Below are 21205 nucleotides of genomic sequence, written 5' to 3'. Positions count from 1 at the left end.
ATGAGCTCCATTCATCTTTTCGATCTGGCCGCAAGGCAAGTGCAGTGGCTGTCGGTTCGGCAGGCGACTGTCGCTGGCAATGTCGCCAATGCGAACACGCCGGATTTCAAGGCGCGCGACGTTCAGCCCTTCGCCGATGTGCTGGACAAGACGCAGCTCACCATGGCTGCGACCAGTCCGCAGCATCTTGAAGCCGAAGCAAACGGCATCGCGGGCGCACGCCTGCGCCCCGACGACATCACCGAGGAAACCCATTCGGGCAATACCGTCGATGTCGAGCAGGAAATGATGAAGGCAGGCGAGATTTCCCGCGAATATTCGCTCAACACCAGCATCGTCAAAGCGTTCCATCGCATGATGCTGTCGGTCGCGAAGGGATAATCCATGTCTTCCGACGCCCTGCAGAATTCACTGAAGATCGCAGCCTCGGGCCTTTCGGCCCAGTCGACACGTCTGCGCATCGTTTCGGAAAACATCGCCAATGCCCAGTCGACGGGCAAGACGGCGACCGACGATCCCTATCGCCGCAAGACGGTTTCTTTCCGCACCGAGCTGGAACACGGCACGGGCGCTGCAGAAGTGCGCGTGGCCGAAGTGGGCAAGGACACCTCGCCCTTCGTCGAACAATACGATCCGAGCCATCCCGCCGCCGACGAGCGCGGCTATGTCCGTTACCCGAACGTCAACATGGTCGTCGAAATGGCGGACATGCGTGAAGCCAACCGTTCTTATGAAGCCAATTTGCAGGTCGTCAAGCAGGCGCGTGAGCTGATCTCGATGACCATCGATCTCCTGAGGAGCACATAATGTACGACTCGATCATGAGCATTTCGGCGCGCAATGCCCTGTCGCGCCTTTCCGAAACCGTCGCCGAGAATGGCGTCGGTTCTGCCGCTTCCACGACTGCGCCACAGGCTGTTCCGACAGCGCCTGGCGCGTCCTTCGGCGATGTGCTGTCGCAGATGACGGATTCGGTCGGCCAGAAATTGCAGGCGGCGGAAGCCACCTCCATTCAGGGCATCAAGGGCAATGCGCCGGTGAACGAGGTGGTCAGCTCGGTCATGGAAGCAGAGCAGTCGCTTCAGACGGCAATCGCGATCCGCGACAAGATCGTGCAGGCATACCTCGAGATCAGCCGTATGTCGATTTAAAGCATTTCCAGCAAAAGTGCGAAGCGGTTTTGCGTCGGATAATGCGTAAAAACAAATGGTTAGAACGGCTTCGACGATACCGTTTCAACTGAACCGCTTCATCCCGCATACGCTCAGCAGATCAAGGACGCGCCATGAAAGCCCTGACGATTGCCGCAACCGGCATGAACGCCCAGCAGCTCAATCTGGAAGTGATCGCCAACAATATCGCCAATATCAATACAACGGGCTTCAAGCGCGCGCGTGCCGAATTTTCGGATCTGCTCTACCAGTCCGAGCGCACGGCAGGCATCCCCAACCAGGCCAATGAGAGCATTGTGCCCGAAGGCGCGCTGGTTGGCCTCGGCGTCCAGACGGCAGCCGTGCGCAACCTGCATATTCAGGGCAGCTTCAACCAGACCGGAAATCCGTTCGATCTGGCGTTGACCGGGCAGGGCTGGTTCCAGATCCAGAGCCCGACGGGCGAAACGCTCTATACCCGCGCTGGCGCATTCAACAAGAATGCCGACGGCCAGATGGTGACGCTCGACGGCAATATCGTGCAGCCGGGCATCGTGGTTCCGGAAAATGCGCTCGAAGTGACCGTCAGCGACACCGGACAGGTCTTCGCGAAGGTGCAGGAGCAGAACGGTATCCAGATCAACCAGATCGGCCAGCTTCAGCTTGCGAATTTCACCAATGAAGCCGGTCTCGAACCGCTGGGTGACAATCTCTATCGCGAAACGGAAGCATCGGGCGGGCCGTTGGTCGGCGATCCGGGCGATCCGGGTTTCGGTTCGATCAAACAGGGCTATCTGGAAGCATCGAATGTCGATCCGGTGAAGGAAATCACCGATCTGATTACGGCGCAGCGCGCCTATGAAATGAATTCCAAGGTCATTCAGGCCGCCGACGAAATGGCGGCGACCGTATCGAAGAACATGCGCTAACGGTGATCGCCATGAAACGCGCCAAGGAAAATGACATCAAAGCCCGGCCCCGGTTCAGACGCGCCGCACTGGCGGTTGCCGGAGCGGCCGGTCTTGCAGCTGCTGCGATTTCAGGGGCTTCCGCCACTGACCGCATCGCTTTCGTCGTGCCTTCGGCGACCGTTTATCCCGGGCAAGTCGTCAGTAATGTCGCGCTGGTCGAGAAGAAGTTCTACATCAGCGCCCCTGCCGCGCAGCAATATGTGCTTTCGGTCGATCAGGCAGACGGCAAGGTCGCGCGCAAGACGCTGATCGCCGGCAAGCCGATCCTCGTTGCCGCCCTTTCAGAGCCGTCGCTGGTCAAGCGCGGCGTGCCGGTGACGATGGTGTTCGATTCCGGTGTCATGACAATTACCGCCGTCGGCATTCCGCTCGAATCCGGCGCGGCAGGCGATTTCATCAAGGTACGCAACAGCGACAGCGGCGTCATCGTGCCCGGCACGGTGCAGGCTGATGGCCGTATTCAAGTGGGGATGCGGTGAGAAAAACCTGGGCTACGCTGATCGCCATTCTGGCTCTCGCGCTTCAACCCGTTGCGGTTTTGGCGGATGAGTCGGCCAAGAACGTGAAGGATTTCGGCAGTGCCGTGGAAGCGGATGCCGATTGGCTGGGTGCTGGCGGCGATCCGTCCAAGATGGCCTATGCGGAGCTTGGCCGTGGCAGCGCTGTGGCGCGCCTCAAGGATATCGCGACCATTCAGGGCGTGCGTGAAAACCAGCTTGTCGGTTACGGTCTGGTGATCGGTCTCAAGGGTACGGGCGACAGCCTGCGCAATTCGCCTTTCACCGAACAGTCCATGCGCGCCATGCTCGATAATCTCGGCATCAATGCGCCGCGTAACTCCACGCGTTCGAAGAATACCGCTGCCGTCATCGTTACCGCCAATCTGCCCGCCTTTGCCGGTTCCGGCTCACGTATTGATGTGACGGTTTCGTCCATTGGCGATTCCACCTCATTGCAGGGCGGCACGCTGGTCATGACGCAGCTGATGGGCGCGGACAATCAGATCTACGCTGTCGCGCAGGGCAATATGATTGTCTCCGGCTTTACCGCCGAAGGTGATGCAGCTTCCGTCACGCAGGGCGTACCGACATCGGGCCGCATTCCAAACGGCGCGCTCGTCGAGCGCGAGGTTGCCGGAAACTTCGGCAAGGACAGTGAGATGATCGTCGAGCTGCGCGATCCCGATTTCACGACTGCCGTGCGCACTGCCGACACGATCAATATTTTTGCCAAGCGTCGCTATGGTCGCGGCGTGGCGCTGGCGCGCGATGCCAAGACGATCCGCCTGTCGCGTCCGAAAAATGTGCCAGCCGCGCGCTTCCTCGCGGAGCTGGAAGGCCTGCCGATCACCACGGATGAAGTGGCGCGTGTGGTCGTTGACGAACGGACCGGCACCGTCGTCATCGGTTCGAAGGTGCGCATTTCCAAAGTGGCGATCAGCCATGGCAGCCTGACGGTGCGCGTGACGGAAACGCCGATGGTTGTGCAGCCTGAACCGTTCAGCGACGGCGTGACGGCGATGGAGCCGAACACCGATATCGCCGTCAACCAGCCGAATGCCAAGATCGGGATTCTGACCGGCGCCAATCTGGAAAATCTGGTCAAGGGTCTCAACCAGATGGGCGTGAAGCCGACGGGCATCATCGCCATCCTTCAGGCGATCAAGTCGTCCGGCGCGCTTCACGCGGAACTGGTGGTGCAATGATGAAGCCGGGGATGAGAGCGGGCATGATGGTGAAACAGGCAATCCGCTGCGGTTCGGCTCTGGCGCTCCTTTTTGCGAGCGCCTTGCCGGCGTTGGCCCAGGAAGCGGCACAAACTGCCGCGCAGCCAGCCGTGCAGGCAAATGCGCAGCCTTCTGCGACGCCAACCTCCATGCCGCCTGCAAATCTCGGCAATCTGGATGAAATCCGCAAATATTGCGGCAATATCGACAATCAGGCGGCCGATGCCCGCTATTCGTTGCAGGCCAAGCAGCTCACCGACCTCAAGGCCGAGGTCGACGAGCGGATGCAGGCGCTGGAAGAAAAGCGCAAGGAATACGAGATGTGGCTGAAGCGCCGCGACGACTTCGTCAGCAAGGCGCAGGATTCGCTGGTCGACATCATCTCCAAGATGAAGCCCGACGCGGCGGCAGCCCAGATGGCGATGATCGGCGATGAGGCCGCAGCTGCCTTGATCCTCAAGCTCAATCCGCGCGTTTCGAGCATCATCCTCAATGAAATGCCGCCAGACAAGGCGGCGAAGCTTGCGCGCATTATCGTCGGCTCGCAGCGCACAACGACCCCGCCGCCAGCGGCGAAGGACCAGCGCGCCCAGGCGCAAACCGGGAATACGGTGCAATGACAGGAAGCATGAACAAGACCATTTTCGCCGCCACCGTTCTGGCGCTTCTGGCCGGTTGCGCCATGAAGCCGGAAGAAATCGGTCGTGCGCCGGACCTGTCGCCGGTCGCCGCCAATCTCGGCATGCAGAACAATCCGCAATATAACGGTTATCCATCGCGTCCGGCCAAGCCGGATTATTCGCTGTGGAACCAGCGCTCGACCAATTTCTTCAAAGATCCTCGCGCTGCCGAGCCCGGCGATGTCCTGACCGTCATCATCTCCATCAATGATCGCGCCAATCTCGACAACAAGACCGACCGCGAGCGTGTGTCGAAGGGCATTTATGGTGCTGGCGGTTCGTTCGCGACCAGCAGCAGCACCGGCGCCGGTGCTGGCGGCGACATGGACGGCTCCATCAACACCCATTCGGACACCTCGGCCAAGGGCAAGGGCACAATCAAGCGCAGTGAGGATATCAGTCTTCAGGTTGCGGCTATCGTCACCGACACCTTGCCCAATGGCAACATGATCATTCGCGGTTCGCAGGAAGTGCGCGTCAACAACGAGCTGCGTGTGCTGAATGTCACGGGTGTTGTGCGTCCGCGCGACATTTCCGGCTCCAACACCATTTCCTACGACAAGATCGCCGAGGCCCGCATTTCCTATGGCGGTCGCGGACGGTTGAGCGAGGTGCAGCAGCCGCCTTACGGCCAGCAGATCCTCGATCAGGTTTCGCCTTTCTGACCTTTTGTTTCCATGCATATCCCAATTTTCGGGATGTGCTTCAAAGTTGAGCATCGATGAGCGACACGGCACTGGACAAGAATGACGGCAAGGCGAAGGGCTCCATGATGGGGCTGCTGGCGGCTGTCGTTGCTCTTACAGCTATCGCCGCCGGTGGCGGCTGGTATCTGGGCGGGATGATTTCCGCCGACCAGCAGGCAACCGCCAAGACTACGGGTAAGGAAGACAAGCCGAAGCCGGGCGATTTCGAATCGCGTTCCATCGGCGCGGTCGTGCCGTTGAAGCCAATTGTCACCAATCTCGGCATTCCGCAGAACACCTGGGTACGGCTGGAGGCCTCGTTGGTCGCCAAGCCCGGTCATGAAATCCCGGCGGCCATGGCAGCCAATGTCGGCGATGATTTCCTGAGCTTCCTGCGCAGCGTCAATCTCATGCAATTGCAAGGCGCGGCAGGACTTGCCTATCTGCGCGCCGATCTCGAAGAACGCGCCCGCCTGCGCTCGGAAGGCGCGGTGGACCGGGTCTTTATTTCGGCACTGGTCGTAGAATGAAAAAACTCCTTGGTCTTGGCGTTCTCTTGACGCTTGCATTCACTGTTGCTGCTCACGCGCAGCAGGCCCAGCCTGCGCTGACGCTGGAAAATCTGCTGCCTGCCGGTAGTGGTGCCGCCAGCGGGCAGATCGTCCAGCTTTTCGGCCTTCTGACGGTGCTGTCCATCGCGCCGGGCATTTTGATCATGGTGACGAGCTTCACGCGTTTCGCCATCGCCTTCTCGCTTCTGCGTTCGGGGCTCGGTCTCCAGACCGCGCCTGCCAGCATGGTGATGATCTCGCTTGCGTTGTTCATGACTTTCTATGTCATGGCGCCCGCCTTTGATCGCGCGTGGAACAATGGTGTGCAGCCCCTGATGCGTAACGAGATAACGCAACAGGCCGCCTTGACCGAGATTTCGCAGCCATTTCGCGAATTCATGATGGGCCAGGTGCGCGACAAGGATCTGCGCCTGTTCGAAGACCTTGCCGATCCGTCTTTCCGCACCGGCGAGGACGGAATCGTGGATTTCCGCGTGCTGGTTCCGGCCTTCATGATTTCGGAATTGCGCCGCGGCTTTGAAATCGGCTTCCTGATCGTGCTGCCGTTTCTGGTGATCGATCTGGTCGTGGCGACGCTCACCATGTCCATGGGCATGATGATGTTGCCGCCAACAGTGATCTCTCTGCCGTTCAAGATTCTGTTCTTCGTGCTGATCGACGGCTGGAATATTCTGGTCGGAAGCCTGATTCGCTCGTTCTCCTGACCCGATTTGGTACAGCTGCGAAAGCGTCCGGTAAAATTCGGCGTCAGAATCCGCGTGTTCGTTAAAATTCGACCGAATAAATTAGCGTTTCTTTAATATTTGGGTTTTAAACGTCGGCACATGGTGGGTTTCCGCGTTCAAGCGGAGACAGGCATGATGCCGCTCCACTATGCCGGTAAGTCCGGCCTGTCCCTCAGTTTGATTTTTCCCAAGGGGCAAAATAATGGCTAGCATTCTTACAAATTCGGCAGCTCTGACCGCTCTTCAGACCCTTTCCTCGACCAACAAGTCGCTGGAAACCACGCAGAACCGTATTTCGACCGGTCTGCGTATCGGTGAAGCTTCCGACAACGCTTCGTACTGGTCCATCGCAACGTCGATGAAGTCCGACAACAAGGCCAACTCGGCTGTTCAGGACGCTCTCGGCCTCGGCGCTGGCAAGGTCGACACCGCTTACTCCGCGATCAACAAGATCCGTGAAGCTGTTGACGACATCAAGACCAAGCTCGTTTCGGCTCTCGGTGCAAGCACCGAAGACAAGGGCAAAATCGAAACCGAAGTGAAGTCGCTGGTTGCCAACATCAACTCGGCTCTCAGCAACGCCAACTACGCTGGTTCCAACCTGCTGAACGGCCCGACGGACGATCTCGAAGTTGTTGCTTCGTACAACCGTTCCGGCACCACCGTTACGGTCGACAAGATCACTGTTGCTTCTGCTGACACCGATGCGAAGACCATGGTTGCCACGATCGTTGGCGCAGCCTTCTTCACGTCCGGTTCGGACGACACTGCAATCACGACGGCTCTGGGCACGGTTGAAACGGCTCTCGCAAGCCTCGCAACCGGCGCAGCAACGCTCGGTGCAGCGAAGTCGCAGATCGACAGCCAGAAGAGCTTCCTGTCGGGTCTTCAGGACTCCATCGAAAAGGGCGTTGGCACGCTCGTCGACGCTGACATGAACAAGGAATCGGCACGTCTGTCGGCTCTCCAGGTTCAGCAGCAGCTCGGCGTACAGGCTCTGTCGATCGCCAACTCGTCGAACCAGAACATCCTGTCGCTGTTCCGCGGCTAATCGATAACTGAGTAAATAATACGGGGCGCCGGGTCACCGGCGCTCACGAGTTCTCAGGCAAATCAGGGGTTCGCATCCGGACCGACCTGATCGGACCGGATGCCTTTGGGCGGAAAAGGGGCGCGGGATTTATTCCGCGCCCCGCTTCGTTGTTGGGCCTTCTCACACCGAAAGGCACTTGTCTTATCAGCCGCCACTTTCGCGCAAGCTTCGCGGTCTAGTTTGTATCCATCATGATGGCGGTGGTGTCGATGCAGCAGAATTTCCAGCAATTGATCGAACAACTTAAGCGAACGCTTGGCAAGCTTGGCGTGCGCAAACTGGTTGCGCTCGGGCTTGTGGGTGCCGCCCTGATGGGCGCGATCCTCTACACGAGCTTCTATCTCAGCCGCCCATCCTATGAGACGCTTTACGTCGGTCTGTCGCGCGATGACGTGAACCGCATGGGCCTGGCGCTCGGCGAAGCCGGTATTCCCTTCGATGTGAAGTCGGACGGGTCGTCCATTCTGGTGCCGATCGGCAAGGCCGAAACCGCGCGCATGTATCTGGCTGAAAAGGGTCTGCCGACCTCGAACAATGCCGGTTATGAGCTGTTCGACAATATGGGCTCGCTGGGCCTCACCTCATTCATGCAGGAAATCACCCGTGTTCGCGCGCTGGAAGGCGAAATCGCCCGTACCATTCAGGCGATTCGCGGCGTGAAGGCTGCCCGTGTGCATATCGTTCTGGCCGAAAAAGGCTCGTTCCGCCGTGGCGACCAGAAGCCGTCCGCTTCGGTGGTCATCCGCGCGGAAGGCGGCTTTGCAGCCGAATCGGCGCAGTCAATCCGCCAGCTCGTGGCCGCCGCCGTGCCATCGCTCGATGCATCGTCTGTCACCGTTCTTGATACCAATGGCCGTCTGCTGGCCTCCGCAGGCGAGGCCGCCAATGGCGCTGCCCTTCTGACCGCTTCGCTGGAACAGCAGGTTGCCGGTAATGTCGATGACAGCATCCGCAAGGCGCTGTCGCCCTATCTCGGTCTCGGCCATTTCCAGACCAGCGTGCAGGCAACGCTCGATACTGATCGCCGCCAGATCAACGAAACGACCTTCGATCCCGAATCGCGAGTCGAACGTTCGGTCCGCGTGGTGCGCGAAAGCGGCGATTCCCGCAACAATCGCGATAACAACGCGACCGGTGTGGAACAGAATATTCCTCAGGAAGAAATTCAGAACCGCAATGGCGAGACCTCGTCCGAAAAGACCGATCGCCGTGAGGAACTGACCAATTACGAAATGAACAGCAAGACGATTGCGACCGTCAGCGACGGCTATTCCGTCAAGCGCCTGTCGATTGCCGTTGTCATCGACCAGGCCCGCCTGCTGCAAACCGCCGGAACCACGCCGCCACCTGCCAATTTCGTCGATCAGCAGATCACCAAAATCCGCGATCTCGTTGCGACTGCCGCTGGACTCAATGCAGACCGCGGCGATGTCATCAACGTAACGGCCGTCAACTTCCTCGATCCGGCAGGCGCCGATATGGAGCCGGTTTCGGCACCATGGACCGATACGCTGCTGCGCCAGAGCGGAAGCTACGTCAATGCGCTGGCCATCCTCGCCGCCGTCGGTCTCCTGATCTGGTTTGGCCTGCGTCCGCTGCTGCGTGACCAGACGGCCAAGCCAGCGGGCACGGAAGTCGCCGTGCGCGAAGCCGGTGAAATCGCTGCGCCGAATTTCGTCGGCACGCAGGCAGGCACGGAAGGCCATCAGGCCGTTATCGGTGGGCCGGAAGCCTATGCCGATCAGATGAAGACGAGCCTCAGCGATCTGCGCCAGCGTATGCGTATGCCTGCCAAGCTTCGTCTGGAGCAGATGATCGAGATGGATGAAGAACGCGTCGCCGCGGTTCTCAAGCAGTGGATCGGCGGAAACGCCGCGAAGCAACCTGTCCATGCCGAACGGGTCAACGCACCGGAGCTTGAGGCTGCCTGATAATGAGCGCGCTCCCTCTCAGCCGTTATCTTCCTGATTTCTCGACCCATCGCATTGCCGATGAGGCGGTAGAGATCATCGCCGCCCCGGTGCAGCCACAGCCGTTAAAGCAGGAGCCGGTCCAGCGTGCGCGTTCAGCTGAACGGGCCAAGGAGACCAAGGCTCCCCATTTCGCCGACAAGCTGGACGCTGCTGAACAGGCGGAAGTGGCGGCGATAATCGCGCTCGAGGAAGAAAAGCGCACGGCCTTCGAGACCGGTCACGCGCAGGGCCATACGCTTGGCCGCGAGGAAGGTCATAAAGAGGCCGAGGCGCTTTACGAAGCCGAGAAAGCCCGGCTTTTGCGTGAGCATGAGACGGAAATCGAAAATCTTCGCGCCGCCTTTTCGCGTGAGCAGGCGCTGTTGCTGGCGCGCAGCCTGACGGAAGCGCTGACCGCGCTGGAACAGAACTGTTCCGCCCAGATTGCCGAGATATTGGCGCCGCTTCTCGTCGGGAAGCTTGAACACGACGCGGTTGTGGAATTTGCCCATCGTATTGCAGCACTGGCGCTGGAAGGTGAAGCGCCGGAAATCGCCGGCCCGGCAAGGCTGCTGGCTCCGCTGCGCGATCATGCGGCTTTGCTGCCATCCGGCTGCCGGTTTACCGAAAACGCGTCGGATGAATTGTCCTTTTCCTTTGGCGAACGGGTGCTGGAAACGCGCATCGCGCCGCTTATTGAAGAATTAAAGGCTGCGGTCCAATGAGCATCGATCCCGAAACCAAGCGCGAAATCATCATCGTTCGCCGTGGCGGGCATGACGACCATGACGGCCACCATGGCGGCGTGTGGAAAATCGCCTATGCCGACTTCATGACCGCCATGATGGCGTTCTTTCTCGTCATGTGGCTAATCAATGCCGCCAATGAGGAAACCAAGGCGGCTGTCGCCAGCTATTTCAATCCCGTCAAGCTGATGGACCGGCATTCCAGCCCGAAGGGCGTGCAGGACATAGACGAGAAAGACGGCAAGGTTCGCTATGAAAGCGACCAGAAGGTCGAAAACAGCACCAAGGTTATCAACGACACCATGACCGCACCGCCAAGCGAGCAGGAGGAGCGTCAGCTTTTCCGCGAGCCTTACGCGGTTTTGTCGGAACTGGCGCATGAAACCGGCGTGTTGCAGAACCAGTCCGCCAAGGGTGATGGCGGCACGTCGCAATCCGGCCCTGCCACCGGTGCCGATGGCGGCGATGCCTATCGCGATCCGTTCAGCCCGGATTACTGGTCGAGCAAGGCTGCTGACGAGCTGACGCCGCCAAATGCCGCTCCATCCACACCGCCCAAGCCGGAAACGGCAGAGGCGAAGCCGGAAGAGGCTGCAAAGCCAGCCGAGGCGCCTGCAAAAGATCAGGATCAGCTCATCGCGGAACTGAAAAAGGCTGCGGAAGGCGAAAATTCCACTGCGGCCAAGCAGGGCAGCAAGGCTGAACCGATGCCGGATGTGACGGTTGTGCCGGTTGATGGCGGTGTGATGATCCAGCTCACCGACAAGATCGATTATGGCATGTTCACTATCGGCTCTGCCAAACCCGATGCACGCGTGGTCCAGATGCTCGAACGGATAGCGCATGTGATTTCCCGCCAGCCGGGCGAGGTCATCATCAGTGGTCACACCGATTCGCGCCCGTTCAAGAGCGCGAGCTATGACAACTGGCGTCTGTCTTCGGCGCGTGCGCAGATGGCCTATTACATGCTGGTACGCGGCGGGCTGGATGAAAAGCGGGTGCTGCGCGTCGAAGGCTATGCTGACCGCCAGCCGAAAATCGCCAATGATCCGAATGCGGCAGAGAATCGCCGCATCGATATCTTCCTCAAGTCCGCCCCATGAAGCGGCTCGTTCAGCGCTCCCTGATGATTGCTCTGACCGTGAGCCTGCCTCTGGCGGGAACGCCCATGCATGTCTTTGCGCAGGCGCAGCAGGGCGGCAGCACGGGCGCTACCCTGCCGGTGCTGGAACCTTACAAGCTCGTGCGTTCGCTGCGCATGTTGCAGGATCAGGTGGTGGCCGGAAAGCCGGAAGCCGTGGTCATGCTGAACAAGCTTCTGGCTTTCATCAGCGCCGATATGGCGCGCGCGCCGAAGGAAGCCTGGGACAATCCCGAAAACATCTATGCGGCGATTATCTACCTCTTCAATGGCGGTAATCCCGACGCGGTGCGCAAGGTTCTGGTCGATCTTAATTCGGATGTCGTGCCTCAGGAGCTGGTCAAGGGCGCGTTGGCTTATGCCTCCGGGCAGATGATCGAAGTGGTAAAGCTGTTCTCCGTTCCGCTGTCGCCCGATGTGCCTTCGGAACTGAAAGCTTCCATCGTGCTCGTGACTGCCAGCCAGATGACAGCCTTTGATCCGGCTACGGCGCTGCTGCGGCTCGATCAGGTGCGGCTCGAAGCACCGGGCACGCTGTTCGAGGAAGCGGCGATCCGCCGTTCGATGCCGATTGCCGCCAAGCTGGGCGATGCCGAAAAGATAAGAATGCTGGCGCGCAACTATCTGCAGCGTTTCCCCCGCTCGCCCTATATGCGCGATTTTATGGGACAATTCGTCAGCGCAGCGCTCAAGCTCAATGACCGTATTGGCAATGCCGAACTGGTGAAGCTGATCGCAGCCGCTGATCCGGTGATGCAATATTCGCTCTATCTCCAGATCGCGCGCGGCGCTCTGGTGGACGGCCAGACCGAGCGGGCGCGTTTCATGTCTGCCGAGGCGCGCAAACTCGCCGACCATCTCAAAGCCGATCCGACTCGCGCCAATCTTTATGCAGCGGCGAGCGGTGTCGCTTCCGATTCGGCGGGAAGCGCCTTGCGTGAACTGTCGCAGATTTCGCCTGATCGCCTACAGGAACCGGACCGCAAGCTGTTGAAGGCCGCCGAGACGGTGGGCTCGGTCGTGACCCGCGCGCCGGACGCCCTGCCGCCAGCCAAAGCAGCGCCAGAACCCGCTGTGGATGACCGCCAGGTACCGCCCATGGCGGTAGCGGATGCGCCCGTCGCAGCACCTGTCACAACGCCGGTTGCGACGCCTGTGGCGGCACCGGTTTCGTCGCCGGTTGCGGGTTGGAAGCCGACACCGGCGCAGCCGACAGACGATTTGCAGAAGACCATGGACGATGCCCGGCGCAAGCTTGCCGAGATCGACGCTTTGCTAGGGGAGACCATTCGATGAGCGTGGATATTTTGCTCGGTCAGGCTGGACGGATGGCTTCGCCGACCCGCAGTCTGGCGCCCCAGCAGGCCAACGGACAAGGCAAGGCGGCCGTGGACGGGCAGGAAAATTCCGACCCGTCGCAGCTGTTTGGTGCGCTTCTGGAGAAGCCGCATGACAAGCCCGTCGCCAAGGGCGAAGATGCCGACACAGCGCAGACCGAAGAGCAGGACGAGCAGAAATCGGATGCCTCAACGCAGGCTTCATCCTGGGCGGTGTCGCAGAATGTCCTTTCTTTGGCCGCAAATATGCCTAATTTGAACGGCGAAAGCCACAATTCTGCCACAGAAAATCTGGCGAAAAAGGCTGAAAAGGCTGCGCTTTCGCAAGCTGAGGGCGTGGATGCGGACACTGTCGAAGGCAAGGAAGCGCAGGTCGGGGCAGACACCGCGAACGACGTGAAGCGCAAGGGTGAAGCAACCCAAAATCTCGCGCCTGCTGCAAACACAAAGCCGTCTTCCAAATCCGCTCAGGCCGCGTCAAGCGAGGCAACTGCCACGCAACAGGACACAGCTGCGGAGAAACCTGAAGCCGATCTCGCTGATATTCTGAAAGGCGATAAGCCAGCCGGTAGTCAGCCGGCTAATTCCGATGCTGCCGATCGAAGTGTCCTCCAGCCGCAGCAGGCTGCCAGCAAGTCTGCTGGTCCGGCAGAAGGCAAGTCAACCGCCGCTAGCCAGCAGGCTGTGCGGGTGGCGGATGTGCAGGTGGTTTCAGAGCGCAGCTTTGGTTCGGTGAAGACTTTGCAAATCCGGCTTGACCCGGTCGATCTGGGGCAAGTGACGGCGCGTATCCGCGTTGTGCCGGATGGGGTGGAAGTGCACCTTGTGGCGGATAAGGCGCAGGCTGCCGAAGCGCTTTCCGCTGACCGCTCGGTGATTGAAAAAGCGCTGAAAAGTGCAGGTATCGGTGACGATGCGCGTATCACCGTGACAGTTGCTGACCGCAGCGCGCCAAGCGCGGTGCAGCACGCCGCAGCAAGCCAGAATGCTGGCCAGCAACAGGCGGGCGCACAACAGCAATCATCCGGTCAGCAGCAGGCCTTCAACATGCAAGGCGGTTTCGATGGCCGCAATGGCGCGCAATCTCAGGCACAGGCACAGTTTGCAAGCGGCGAGGGCAGGCAGAATGGCGATTCCAGCCAAACGGGACATGACCGGTCCGGCAAGCAGACAGGTTCCGAAACTGCGGCGCGCGACACTGTTGCAGGCACTGGTGGCCGCAGTCGCGGTCTGGTTGTGTAGCACGAGCATCGCCGCGGCCGAGAATGTCTGCGAACGCGAAATGCACCGCGCTTCGGCGCGTTATGATGTGCCGCTCGGCATCCTCTACGCTGTCGGCCTGACAGAGACCGGGCGCAAGAATTCATTGCAACCCTATGCGATGAATATCGAGGGCCGGGCGGAGTTTCTCCCGTCGCAAAGTGCTGCCCTGAAGCGCTTTACCGAGGTGCGCGCCGGGGGCGCAAAGCTGATTGATCTCGGTTGCATGCAGATCAACTACTACTATCACGGGCAGGAATTTCCATCGGTCGCGTCCATGCTGATACCGAGCCTGAATGTCGATTATGCGGCCCGGTTTTTGAAGCAGCTTCATACCCGTGAAGGCAACTGGACGATGGCTGTCGCACGCTACCACGCAGGCCCGAACAACAACCCGGCACAGAAGCGATATGTCTGCCGGGTCATGGCAAATATGGTCGCGACAGGCTTCGGAAACTGGACGCCAGACGCAAAAATATTTTGCGGAGCGTGATCGGCGTCGTCCCCGAACCATTACTGAATCATTAAATTTTTAACGGTTGTAAAGCGACGGTGCATACACGCCGTTTACAACTGTACAATCAGGGATTGTCTTTCAGATTGGGGACTAATTTAGGTTAGTAATAATTAAGCCCTTGTAATGAATCGTAAAAGATCGTGAGCCGTTAACGCGTCGTTAAGGGTCGGCTCGCTATCCTCCCCAGGTGCAATGCAATCTGCACGATTCTTCATAAATTAGATAATGCTAAAATGCCTCCCAATTTATTGCGGGCAATTTCTTGCCATTGTCGCCGAGTCACTCCGCCAGTTACCTCTGTCTTGCTTGGGCTAACATATTGATTCGGAAGGCGGGCCGATGATTGTCGTCGTGGATGACAGAGATATTGTCACTGAAGGCTATGCCTCATGGTTTGGCCGTGAAGGCATCACGACGACGGGCTTCACACCGGCGGATTTCGACGAATGGGTAGAGACCGTTCCGCGGCAGGATATTATGGCCGTCGAAGCGTTCCTCATTGGCGAATGCGCAACCCAGCATCGTCTTCCCGCCCGAATTCGTGAACGCTGCAAGGCCCCCGTCATCGCCCTCAACGATCGTCCCTCGCTCGAGCATACGCTGGAGCTTTTTCAATCCGGGGTTGACGATGTTGTGCGCAAGCCGATCCATGTGCGCGAAATTCTTGCCCGCATCAATGCGATCCGCCGCCGCGCGGCTGGCGCGCAGAGCGTTGCGGAAACCGGCACTGATCTTGGCCCCATCCGTGTTTTCTCCGATGGACGTGATCCGCAGATCAACGGCGTCGATTTTCCGCTGCCACGCCGCGAGCGCCGCATTCTGGAATATCTGATTGCCAATCGCGGTCGCCGCATCAACAAGGCGCAGATTTTCGGCGCGATCTACGGCATCTTCGACAGTGAAGTCGAAGAAAACGTCGTGGAAAGCCACATCAGCAAGCTGCGCAAGAAGTTGCGCGAGCAGCTTGGCTTCGATCCGATCGATTCCAAGCGCTTCCTCGGCTACTGCATCAGCATCGAGTAGTGCCCCATTCGTTCTTTGAATGGTTTGCTTGTTCCAGGTTTTGAGTTCCCCGTTCCCGGTCAGTGTCCGAGCCGCAGTTTAGAGCCAGATTCCGGTCTCTCAAAAGCTGGGCAGCGTCCCAGTAAAAAACAAAAATCTCGCGACGCTACAGCTTCACGCAAGCATGGCACGTTAGAATCGTAACAAGTTCTAAAATTCTCGGCTAGAAATGTCAGGAGCTGGCAATGAGTCTCTACGGTATGATGCGGACGGGTGTTTCGGGCATGAATGCTCAGGCAAACCGTCTCTCGGCTGTCGCGGACAATATCGCGAATGCGAGCACGATCGGGTACAAGCGCGCTGAAACGCAGTTTTCGTCGCTTGTTCTGCCGAGCAGTGGCGGCCAGTACAATTCCGGCAGCGTGCTGACCTCGGTGCGTTATGGTATTTCGGATCAGGGCGGCATCCGTTCCACATCGTCGACGACCGACCTTGCCATTGACGGCAACGGCTACTTCCTCGTGCAGGGCGCGGACGGCGCGACCTATCTGACGCGCGCGGGATCGTTCGTGCCCGACAAGGATGGCAATCTGGTCAATACGGCTGGTTATTACCTGCTCGGTTCGGCTGACGGCAATGTCGCGCCGGACCTCAACGGCCTTTCGATCGTCAATGTCAATGCGCCCGATCTGACGGCAATCGGCAGCACGGACGGTACGTTCACGGTCAACCTGCCGACGACTGATACGCCGCCTGCAACGGCTGGCGACTATAACCACAAGACCTCGCTGATCTCCTACAACAATGCCGGTGAGGCGGTTAAGCTCGACGTCTATTTCACCAAGAATGCGGATGACACCTGGTCGGTCTCGGTCAAGAACGCTGCCGACAATGTCGAAATCGGCACCGGCACGCTGACCTTTGATCCAGTAACGGGTGCAGTGGTTTCCGGCGGCAACGTTTCGGTCGATCTGACCGGCTACAATGGCGGTACGCTGGACCTCAATCTCGGCGCATCGACGGCACGTACAGGCAGCTACACGATCTCGCAGGCCACCATCAACGGTCAGGCACCGTCTTCGCTGCAAAGCGTCGACGTGGGCGCGGACGGTTCGGTCGTCGCGATTTACGAAAACGGCTCGCAGCAGGTGCTCTATCGTTTGCCGCTGGCAACCGTGGCAAGCCCCGACCGCATGACGGTGGTGAGCGGTAACGTGTTTTCGCCAAGCGCCGCATCGGGTGCGGTCACGACCGGTTATCCGCAGAGCGATGGCATGGGCAAGATCATGTCCGGTTCGCTTGAGGAATCAAACGCCGATATCGCGCAGGAGCTGACCGATATGATCGAAGCCCAGCGCAGCTATACGGCCAATTCGAAAGTCTTCCAGACCGGCTCAGAACTGATGGATGTTCTGGTCAATCTGAAGAGATAAGTTAAGCGTTTGCGGGAAGCCCAACCTTCCCGCAAACGCTCTGTTTTGTTTATGAGGGGAAAAGGATGTCACTCAGTTCTGCTCTATCGACGGCCAAAAGCTCGCTTGCGGCGACGTCCAAGCAGACCTCGGTCGTTTCGCGCAATATTGCAGGCGTGAACGATCCCGACTATTCGCGGCGCACCGCTTCCCTCGTTTCAGGGCCTTACGGCTCTCTTTATGTGAATGTCACCCGCTCGGCGGACGAGGCGCTGTTCAATCGCTTCATCCAGTCCAACAGCACGGCGGCCTCTTCGTCGGCTCTCGCAAGCGGTCTCGACCGCCTTTCGTCGATTTATTCGGCAGACAATTATTCGGGCTCGCCATCGGCTCTGATGGGCGATCTGCGCGATGCTCTCCAGACCTATTCGGCCTCGCCGTCCAATTCGTCGCTCGGCGACAGCGTTGTGTCCACGGCGCAGGCTCTCGCCAATGCGCTGAACGACGGCACCAAGCAGGTGCAGTCACTGCGTGAGGATGCTGATAGCGAAATCGCGGTGTCGGTCGCCAATATCAACGATCTTCTATCCAAGTTCGAACAGGTCAACAAGGATGTCATCAGCGGCACGCGCGCCGGGCGCGACGTGTCGGACGCACTGGATCAGCGCGATGCGCTCCTGAAGCAGATCTCGGGCGAACTCGGCATCACCACCATGACGCGCGGCGACAACGACATGGTGATCTTCGCCGATAATGGCGTGACGCTGTTTGAAACCACGGCGCGCACGGTGACCTTCGCACCGTCAGGCAGCCTGACTGCCGGTACGGCTGGCAATGCCGTGCTGGTGGATGGCGTGCCACTCAGCCACGATACGTTCGACCAGCCCTATGGCACGGGCCGTCTCAGCGGGCTTCTGCAATTGCGTGATCAGGTTGCGTCGCAATATCAGATGCAGCTCGATGAGATTGCGCGCGGCCTCGTCTCCATGTTTTCCGAATCGGATCAGTCCGGTAATGGCGGCGCGGATAAGACCGGCCTCTTCAGCTGGTCCGGTTCGCCAGCGGCACCGGGCGCAAGCCTGACGTCGGGGATTGCAGGGTCGATCAAGGTATCGTCCGCATTCGTCACCTCGCAGGGCGGCAGCCCGAATTATCTGCGCGACGGCGGCGCAAATGGCGCCGACTACGTCTATAATGCGGAAAACGCCGCCGGTTTCACAGGCCGTCTGCTCGCGCTCAATGAAGCGTTTTCGACGCCATTCAGCTTCGACGCTGCGGCCGGTCTCAAGTCCAATACGGGCCTGATCGACTACGGATCGTCTTCGGTCAGCTGGCTTGAAGGCAAGCGCAAGACGGCCAACAACGAATATACCTACAACCAGACTGTAGCGACGCAGGCCGATCAGGCCATGTCCAACGCCAATGGTGTCAATATCGATACCGAAATGGCGCTGCTCCTCGATCTGGAACATTCCTATCAGGCATCGAGCCGCGTGCTGACGACGGTCAGTTCGATGCTCGACGATTTGCTCGCGGCGGTGTGAGGCTCATGAAAGCGCAATCAGTTTCCAACTACGGTGCAGCTTCCGCCCTTCGGGCGCTTGTCAGCAAGGGCAAGGCTGATCTGGTCAAGGCCCAGCAGGAAGCGACGACGGGAACCGTCTTCGATGTCGGGCTTTCGCTTGGCACGAAATCCGGCCAGAGCGTTTCCTTGCGCAAGGAATATGACCGGCTGACCGTTTTGCTGGACATGAACAATCTCGTGCAGCAGCGGATGACGACGACGCAGACCGCAACAAGCTCGATCATCGGGAACACGCAGGACTTCCTCGCCAACCTGACCGGCGCAACCAGCACCAGCGAAAGCGGCGCGACGATTGCCGCATCGGCGCGTTCGATCCTCAACAGCGTCACCGGCCTGCTCAATACGAGCTATAACGGCGAATATATCTATTCCGGCGTCAATACCGATGTGAAGCCGATTGCCGACTATACTGATGGCGGCACAGCGCAGACCGCTATCCGCGACGCCTTCCAGGCGCATTTCGGTTTCGGCGTCGACGATCCACAGGTCGCCAATATCACTGCCGACCAGATGTCCGCGTTTCTGGAAGGCGATTTTGCCGACCAGTTCAACGATGCCAATTGGGCTGCCAACTGGTCCGACGCATCGGATACGGTGATCAAGAGCCGCATTTCGCCGACCGAGACCGCCGATACCTCGATCAGCGCCAATGCCGACGGTTTCCGCAAGACCATCATGTCGCTGACGATGATGGCCGAGTTTTCGACCATAGGTCTCAACAATTCGGCCTTTCAGGCGCTGACCGGCCACGCCATGCAGACGACGACGCAGGCCATTGCCGAGACCACATCCGAGCAGACGTCGCTTGGCCTTGCACAGTCGCGCACCTCGCAGGCGGTGACGCGTATCACAGCGCAGCAGAAGATCCTGAACCAGTCGGTTCTCAATCTTGAGGAAGTCGACCCTTATGAGGCGGCAACCCGCGTCAACAATCTGAAGACGCAGATTGAAACCTCGTATCAGCTGACGGTTCAGCTCCAGAACATGAGCCTGCTCAACTATTTGAAATAAAGCGGGCAACATCATAACGGCGGTAGCATGAGGCGACCCGCGCAGATGATGCTCAAAAGCGGAGACGACATGTATCAGTTGCGCTACGAAGATGTCATGAATGACGATATGGCGAGCGCCAAGGAACGCGAACGGATGCTTTTCGACCGTTCGATCGACATGCTCGCAGCAGCCAAGGCCAATGGCGCCGGTTCGCGCGAAGCCATCGACGCCGGTTATTTCACAATGCGTCTCTGGACCACGATCATCGATGATCTGGGATCGGAAGAAAACGCGCTGCCGAAAGAGCTGAAGGCCGCAATCATCTCCGTCGGCATTTTCGTGCTCAAGGAAATCGAGCGCATCCGCCAGGGTGAAAGCAACGATTTCGATACGCTGATCGAGATCACGCGGTCGATCCGGGACGGTCTCTGAGATGGCAGTCAATGGCAAATCGGCAATCCGCCTGTCGCTTCGGGCGGGTGAGAAAATCTATATTAACGGCGCTGTGCTGAAAGCCGACCGCAAGGTATCGCTGGAACTGCTCAACGATGCGACGTTCCTTCTGGAAAACCATGTGCTCCAGCCGGACCAGACGACGACGCCGCTGCGCCAGCTTTATTTCGCGGCGCAGATGATGCTCATCGAGCCATCCCTGCGCGATCAGGCGCGCCAGACTTTTGCGCAAATGCTGAAAGGCATGTTCAAAGCGTTCTCCGATCCGGAAATCCTGAACGCGCTGAAGATCGTTGATGAGCTGGTGCATAACGGGCGCGTTTTCGAAGCATTGAAAACGATCCGCGCGCAATATCCGCGCGAGGCGGAGCTGATGCCGGAACAGAGCGTCATGCCGCCAGTTGAGAATGCAGCACAGGCTAGGGAGACAAGCCTATGACCACGACAACGCCGGTCACCAATACGACGAACAACACCAATAATTCGTCGAGCGCCAGCTCGGCTGCGAAGGCGGACGTCGATTACAACTCGTTTCTCAAGCTGCTCGTGGCCCAGATGAAGAATCAGGACCCGACCCAGCCGATGGACGCGACGCAATATGTCTCGCAGCTCGCGACCTTTTCCGGCGTCGAGCAGTCCGTGCAGATGAATTCCAAGCTGGAAACGCTGATCGCCAACTCGTCGCTGACACAGGCCGAAGGCTGGATCGGTCGCACGGTGACCAGTGCCGATGGCAAAATCTCGGGCGTGGTGAAATCGGTCACGATCCAGCAGTCGGGCATGCTCGCCGAGCTGGAAGACGGGCAGACCGTCACCATCGGCCAGGGCGTCAAAGTTAGCTAAGGACGATCCTGGTGAACGAAGCTGATGCGCTGGATATCGTCAACTCGGCGGTGTGGACCGTGCTGATGGCCAGCGGCCCGGCGGTTCTTGCCGCCATGCTTGTCGGTATCAGCATCGCGCTTTTTCAGGCTCTGACGCAGGTGCAGGAAATGACCCTGACCTTCGTTCCGAAGATCGTCGTCATTTTCGTCGTGCTGGCGGTAACCGCGCCTTTTGTCGGCGCGCAGATCAATTCCTTTACGCTGCTCGTCTATTCGCGCATCGAAAAGGGATTCTAGAGCGGTTCCGGTTAAAATGGAATCGGGGAACCGCTCTATCTATTTGTTTTTACGCATTATCCTACGCAAAACCGCTACGCAC

At 59.0% G+C, this 21205-nt stretch carries 25 protein-coding genes; all 25 read left to right on the top strand.

From position 1 onward, the window contains the following. The 25 genes from flgB (at position 1) to fliQ (ending at position 21123) form a co-directional block, all read left to right on the top strand. On the top strand, positions 1 to 381 hold the full coding sequence (flgB, locus tag FHW03_RS24715; RefSeq protein ID WP_078340859.1) for a flagellar basal body rod protein FlgB: 381 nt from the start codon (positions 1 to 3) through the stop codon (positions 379 to 381). Between the two features lie 3 nt (positions 382 to 384). After that, positions 385 to 807, top strand: coding sequence for a flagellar basal body rod protein FlgC (flgC, locus tag FHW03_RS24710; protein WP_078340860.1), 423 nt, complete (start codon positions 385 to 387; stop codon positions 805 to 807). Further along, entirely contained in the window at positions 807 to 1151 is a 345-nt protein-coding gene (locus FHW03_RS24705; protein ID WP_078340861.1) for a flagellar hook-basal body complex protein FliE, read from the top strand. The genes flgC and FHW03_RS24705 overlap by 1 nt, the downstream gene beginning before the upstream one ends. 134 nt (positions 1152 to 1285) lie before the next feature. Further along, on the top strand, positions 1286 to 2080 hold the full coding sequence (gene flgG, locus FHW03_RS24700) for a flagellar basal-body rod protein FlgG (RefSeq protein WP_182523074.1): 795 nt from the start codon (positions 1286 to 1288) through the stop codon (positions 2078 to 2080). Positions 2081 to 2091: 11 nt separating this feature from the next. Beyond that, on the top strand, positions 2092 to 2601 hold the full coding sequence (flgA, locus tag FHW03_RS24695; protein WP_182523073.1) for a flagellar basal body P-ring formation chaperone FlgA: 510 nt from the start codon (positions 2092 to 2094) through the stop codon (positions 2599 to 2601). Continuing rightward, positions 2598 to 3827, top strand: a complete 1230-nt coding sequence (locus tag FHW03_RS24690) for a flagellar basal body P-ring protein FlgI (protein WP_182523072.1) — start codon at positions 2598 to 2600, stop codon at positions 3825 to 3827. Before flgA ends, FHW03_RS24690 begins: the two co-directional genes overlap by 4 nt. A 23-nt stretch (positions 3828 to 3850) precedes the next feature. Then, positions 3851 to 4468 carry a MotE family protein gene (locus FHW03_RS24685; protein ID WP_182523071.1) on the top strand — a complete coding sequence of 206 codons (618 nt, stop codon included), beginning with the start codon at positions 3851 to 3853 and terminating at the stop codon, positions 4466 to 4468. Then, positions 4465 to 5193 (top strand): flagellar basal body L-ring protein FlgH, encoded by a 729-nt coding sequence (flgH, locus tag FHW03_RS24680; RefSeq protein ID WP_182523070.1) that lies wholly within the window; start codon positions 4465 to 4467, stop codon positions 5191 to 5193. Before FHW03_RS24685 ends, flgH begins: the two co-directional genes overlap by 4 nt. Before the next feature lie 56 nt (positions 5194 to 5249). Next, the gene (gene fliL / locus FHW03_RS24675) at positions 5250 to 5744 is read left to right on the top strand and encodes a flagellar basal body-associated protein FliL (protein ID WP_078340865.1); all 495 of its coding nucleotides are present in this window, start codon (positions 5250 to 5252) and stop codon (positions 5742 to 5744) included. Beyond that, positions 5741 to 6490 (top strand): flagellar type III secretion system pore protein FliP, encoded by a 750-nt coding sequence (fliP, locus tag FHW03_RS24670; protein WP_078340866.1) that lies wholly within the window; start codon positions 5741 to 5743, stop codon positions 6488 to 6490. The genes fliL and fliP overlap by 4 nt, the downstream gene beginning before the upstream one ends. Before the next feature lie 223 nt (positions 6491 to 6713). Beyond that, complete coding sequence (locus tag FHW03_RS24665) at positions 6714 to 7562, top strand: flagellin (RefSeq protein ID WP_182523069.1); 849 nt, start codon at positions 6714 to 6716, stop codon at positions 7560 to 7562. A gap of 236 nt (positions 7563 to 7798) precedes the next feature. Beyond that, positions 7799 to 9535, top strand: a complete 1737-nt coding sequence (gene fliF / locus FHW03_RS24660) for a flagellar basal-body MS-ring/collar protein FliF (protein ID WP_182523092.1) — start codon at positions 7799 to 7801, stop codon at positions 9533 to 9535. A gap of 2 nt (positions 9536 to 9537) precedes the next feature. Then, positions 9538 to 10281: a hypothetical protein gene (locus FHW03_RS24655; RefSeq protein ID WP_182523068.1), complete on the top strand. Its 744-nt coding sequence runs from the start codon at positions 9538 to 9540 to the stop codon at positions 10279 to 10281. Then, a complete protein-coding gene (locus FHW03_RS24650) occupies positions 10278 to 11405 on the top strand; it encodes a MotB family protein (protein WP_182523067.1) in 1128 nt (375 codons plus the stop codon). Before FHW03_RS24655 ends, FHW03_RS24650 begins: the two co-directional genes overlap by 4 nt. Next, positions 11402 to 12739 carry a chemotaxis protein gene (locus FHW03_RS24645; protein ID WP_182523066.1) on the top strand — a complete coding sequence of 446 codons (1338 nt, stop codon included), beginning with the start codon at positions 11402 to 11404 and terminating at the stop codon, positions 12737 to 12739. The genes FHW03_RS24650 and FHW03_RS24645 overlap by 4 nt, the downstream gene beginning before the upstream one ends. After that, positions 12736 to 14022, top strand: a complete 1287-nt coding sequence (locus tag FHW03_RS26180; protein ID WP_377515690.1) for a flagellar hook-length control protein FliK — start codon at positions 12736 to 12738, stop codon at positions 14020 to 14022. The genes FHW03_RS24645 and FHW03_RS26180 overlap by 4 nt, the downstream gene beginning before the upstream one ends. Continuing rightward, positions 13931 to 14533 (top strand): transglycosylase SLT domain-containing protein, encoded by a 603-nt coding sequence (locus FHW03_RS24635; RefSeq protein WP_182523065.1) that lies wholly within the window; start codon positions 13931 to 13933, stop codon positions 14531 to 14533. The genes FHW03_RS26180 and FHW03_RS24635 overlap by 92 nt, the downstream gene beginning before the upstream one ends. A 363-nt stretch (positions 14534 to 14896) precedes the next feature. Beyond that, positions 14897 to 15580 carry a flagellar transcriptional regulator FtcR gene (gene ftcR / locus FHW03_RS24630; protein WP_182523064.1) on the top strand — a complete coding sequence of 228 codons (684 nt, stop codon included), beginning with the start codon at positions 14897 to 14899 and terminating at the stop codon, positions 15578 to 15580. Positions 15581 to 15804: 224 nt separating this feature from the next. Then, entirely contained in the window at positions 15805 to 16992 is a 1188-nt protein-coding gene (locus tag FHW03_RS24625) for a flagellar hook protein FlgE (protein WP_182523063.1), read from the top strand. A gap of 65 nt (positions 16993 to 17057) precedes the next feature. Next, entirely contained in the window at positions 17058 to 18515 is a 1458-nt protein-coding gene (gene flgK / locus FHW03_RS24620; protein WP_182523062.1) for a flagellar hook-associated protein FlgK, read from the top strand. Positions 18516 to 18520: 5 nt separating this feature from the next. Further along, positions 18521 to 19567 carry a flagellar hook-associated family protein gene (locus FHW03_RS24615; RefSeq protein ID WP_182523061.1) on the top strand — a complete coding sequence of 349 codons (1047 nt, stop codon included), beginning with the start codon at positions 18521 to 18523 and terminating at the stop codon, positions 19565 to 19567. A gap of 69 nt (positions 19568 to 19636) precedes the next feature. Then, positions 19637 to 19981 (top strand): flagellar biosynthesis regulator FlaF, encoded by a 345-nt coding sequence (flaF, locus tag FHW03_RS24610; RefSeq protein ID WP_182523091.1) that lies wholly within the window; start codon positions 19637 to 19639, stop codon positions 19979 to 19981. 1 nt (position 19982) lies between these two features. Next, a complete protein-coding gene (flbT, locus tag FHW03_RS24605; protein WP_182523060.1) occupies positions 19983 to 20441 on the top strand; it encodes a flagellar biosynthesis repressor FlbT in 459 nt (152 codons plus the stop codon). Continuing rightward, positions 20438 to 20845: a flagellar hook assembly protein FlgD gene (flgD, locus tag FHW03_RS24600; protein ID WP_182523059.1), complete on the top strand. Its 408-nt coding sequence runs from the start codon at positions 20438 to 20440 to the stop codon at positions 20843 to 20845. Before flbT ends, flgD begins: the two co-directional genes overlap by 4 nt. A gap of 11 nt (positions 20846 to 20856) precedes the next feature. Then, a complete protein-coding gene (gene fliQ / locus FHW03_RS24595) occupies positions 20857 to 21123 on the top strand; it encodes a flagellar biosynthesis protein FliQ (RefSeq protein WP_182523058.1) in 267 nt (88 codons plus the stop codon). Positions 21124 to 21205: the final 82 nt, after the last annotated feature.

This window comes from Ochrobactrum sp. RH2CCR150 (genome assembly GCA_014138095.1).
GTDB classification, from domain to species: Bacteria; Pseudomonadota; Alphaproteobacteria; order Rhizobiales; family Rhizobiaceae; genus Brucella; species Brucella gambitense.
This window is presented reverse-complemented; position numbering and strand designations above follow the sequence as displayed.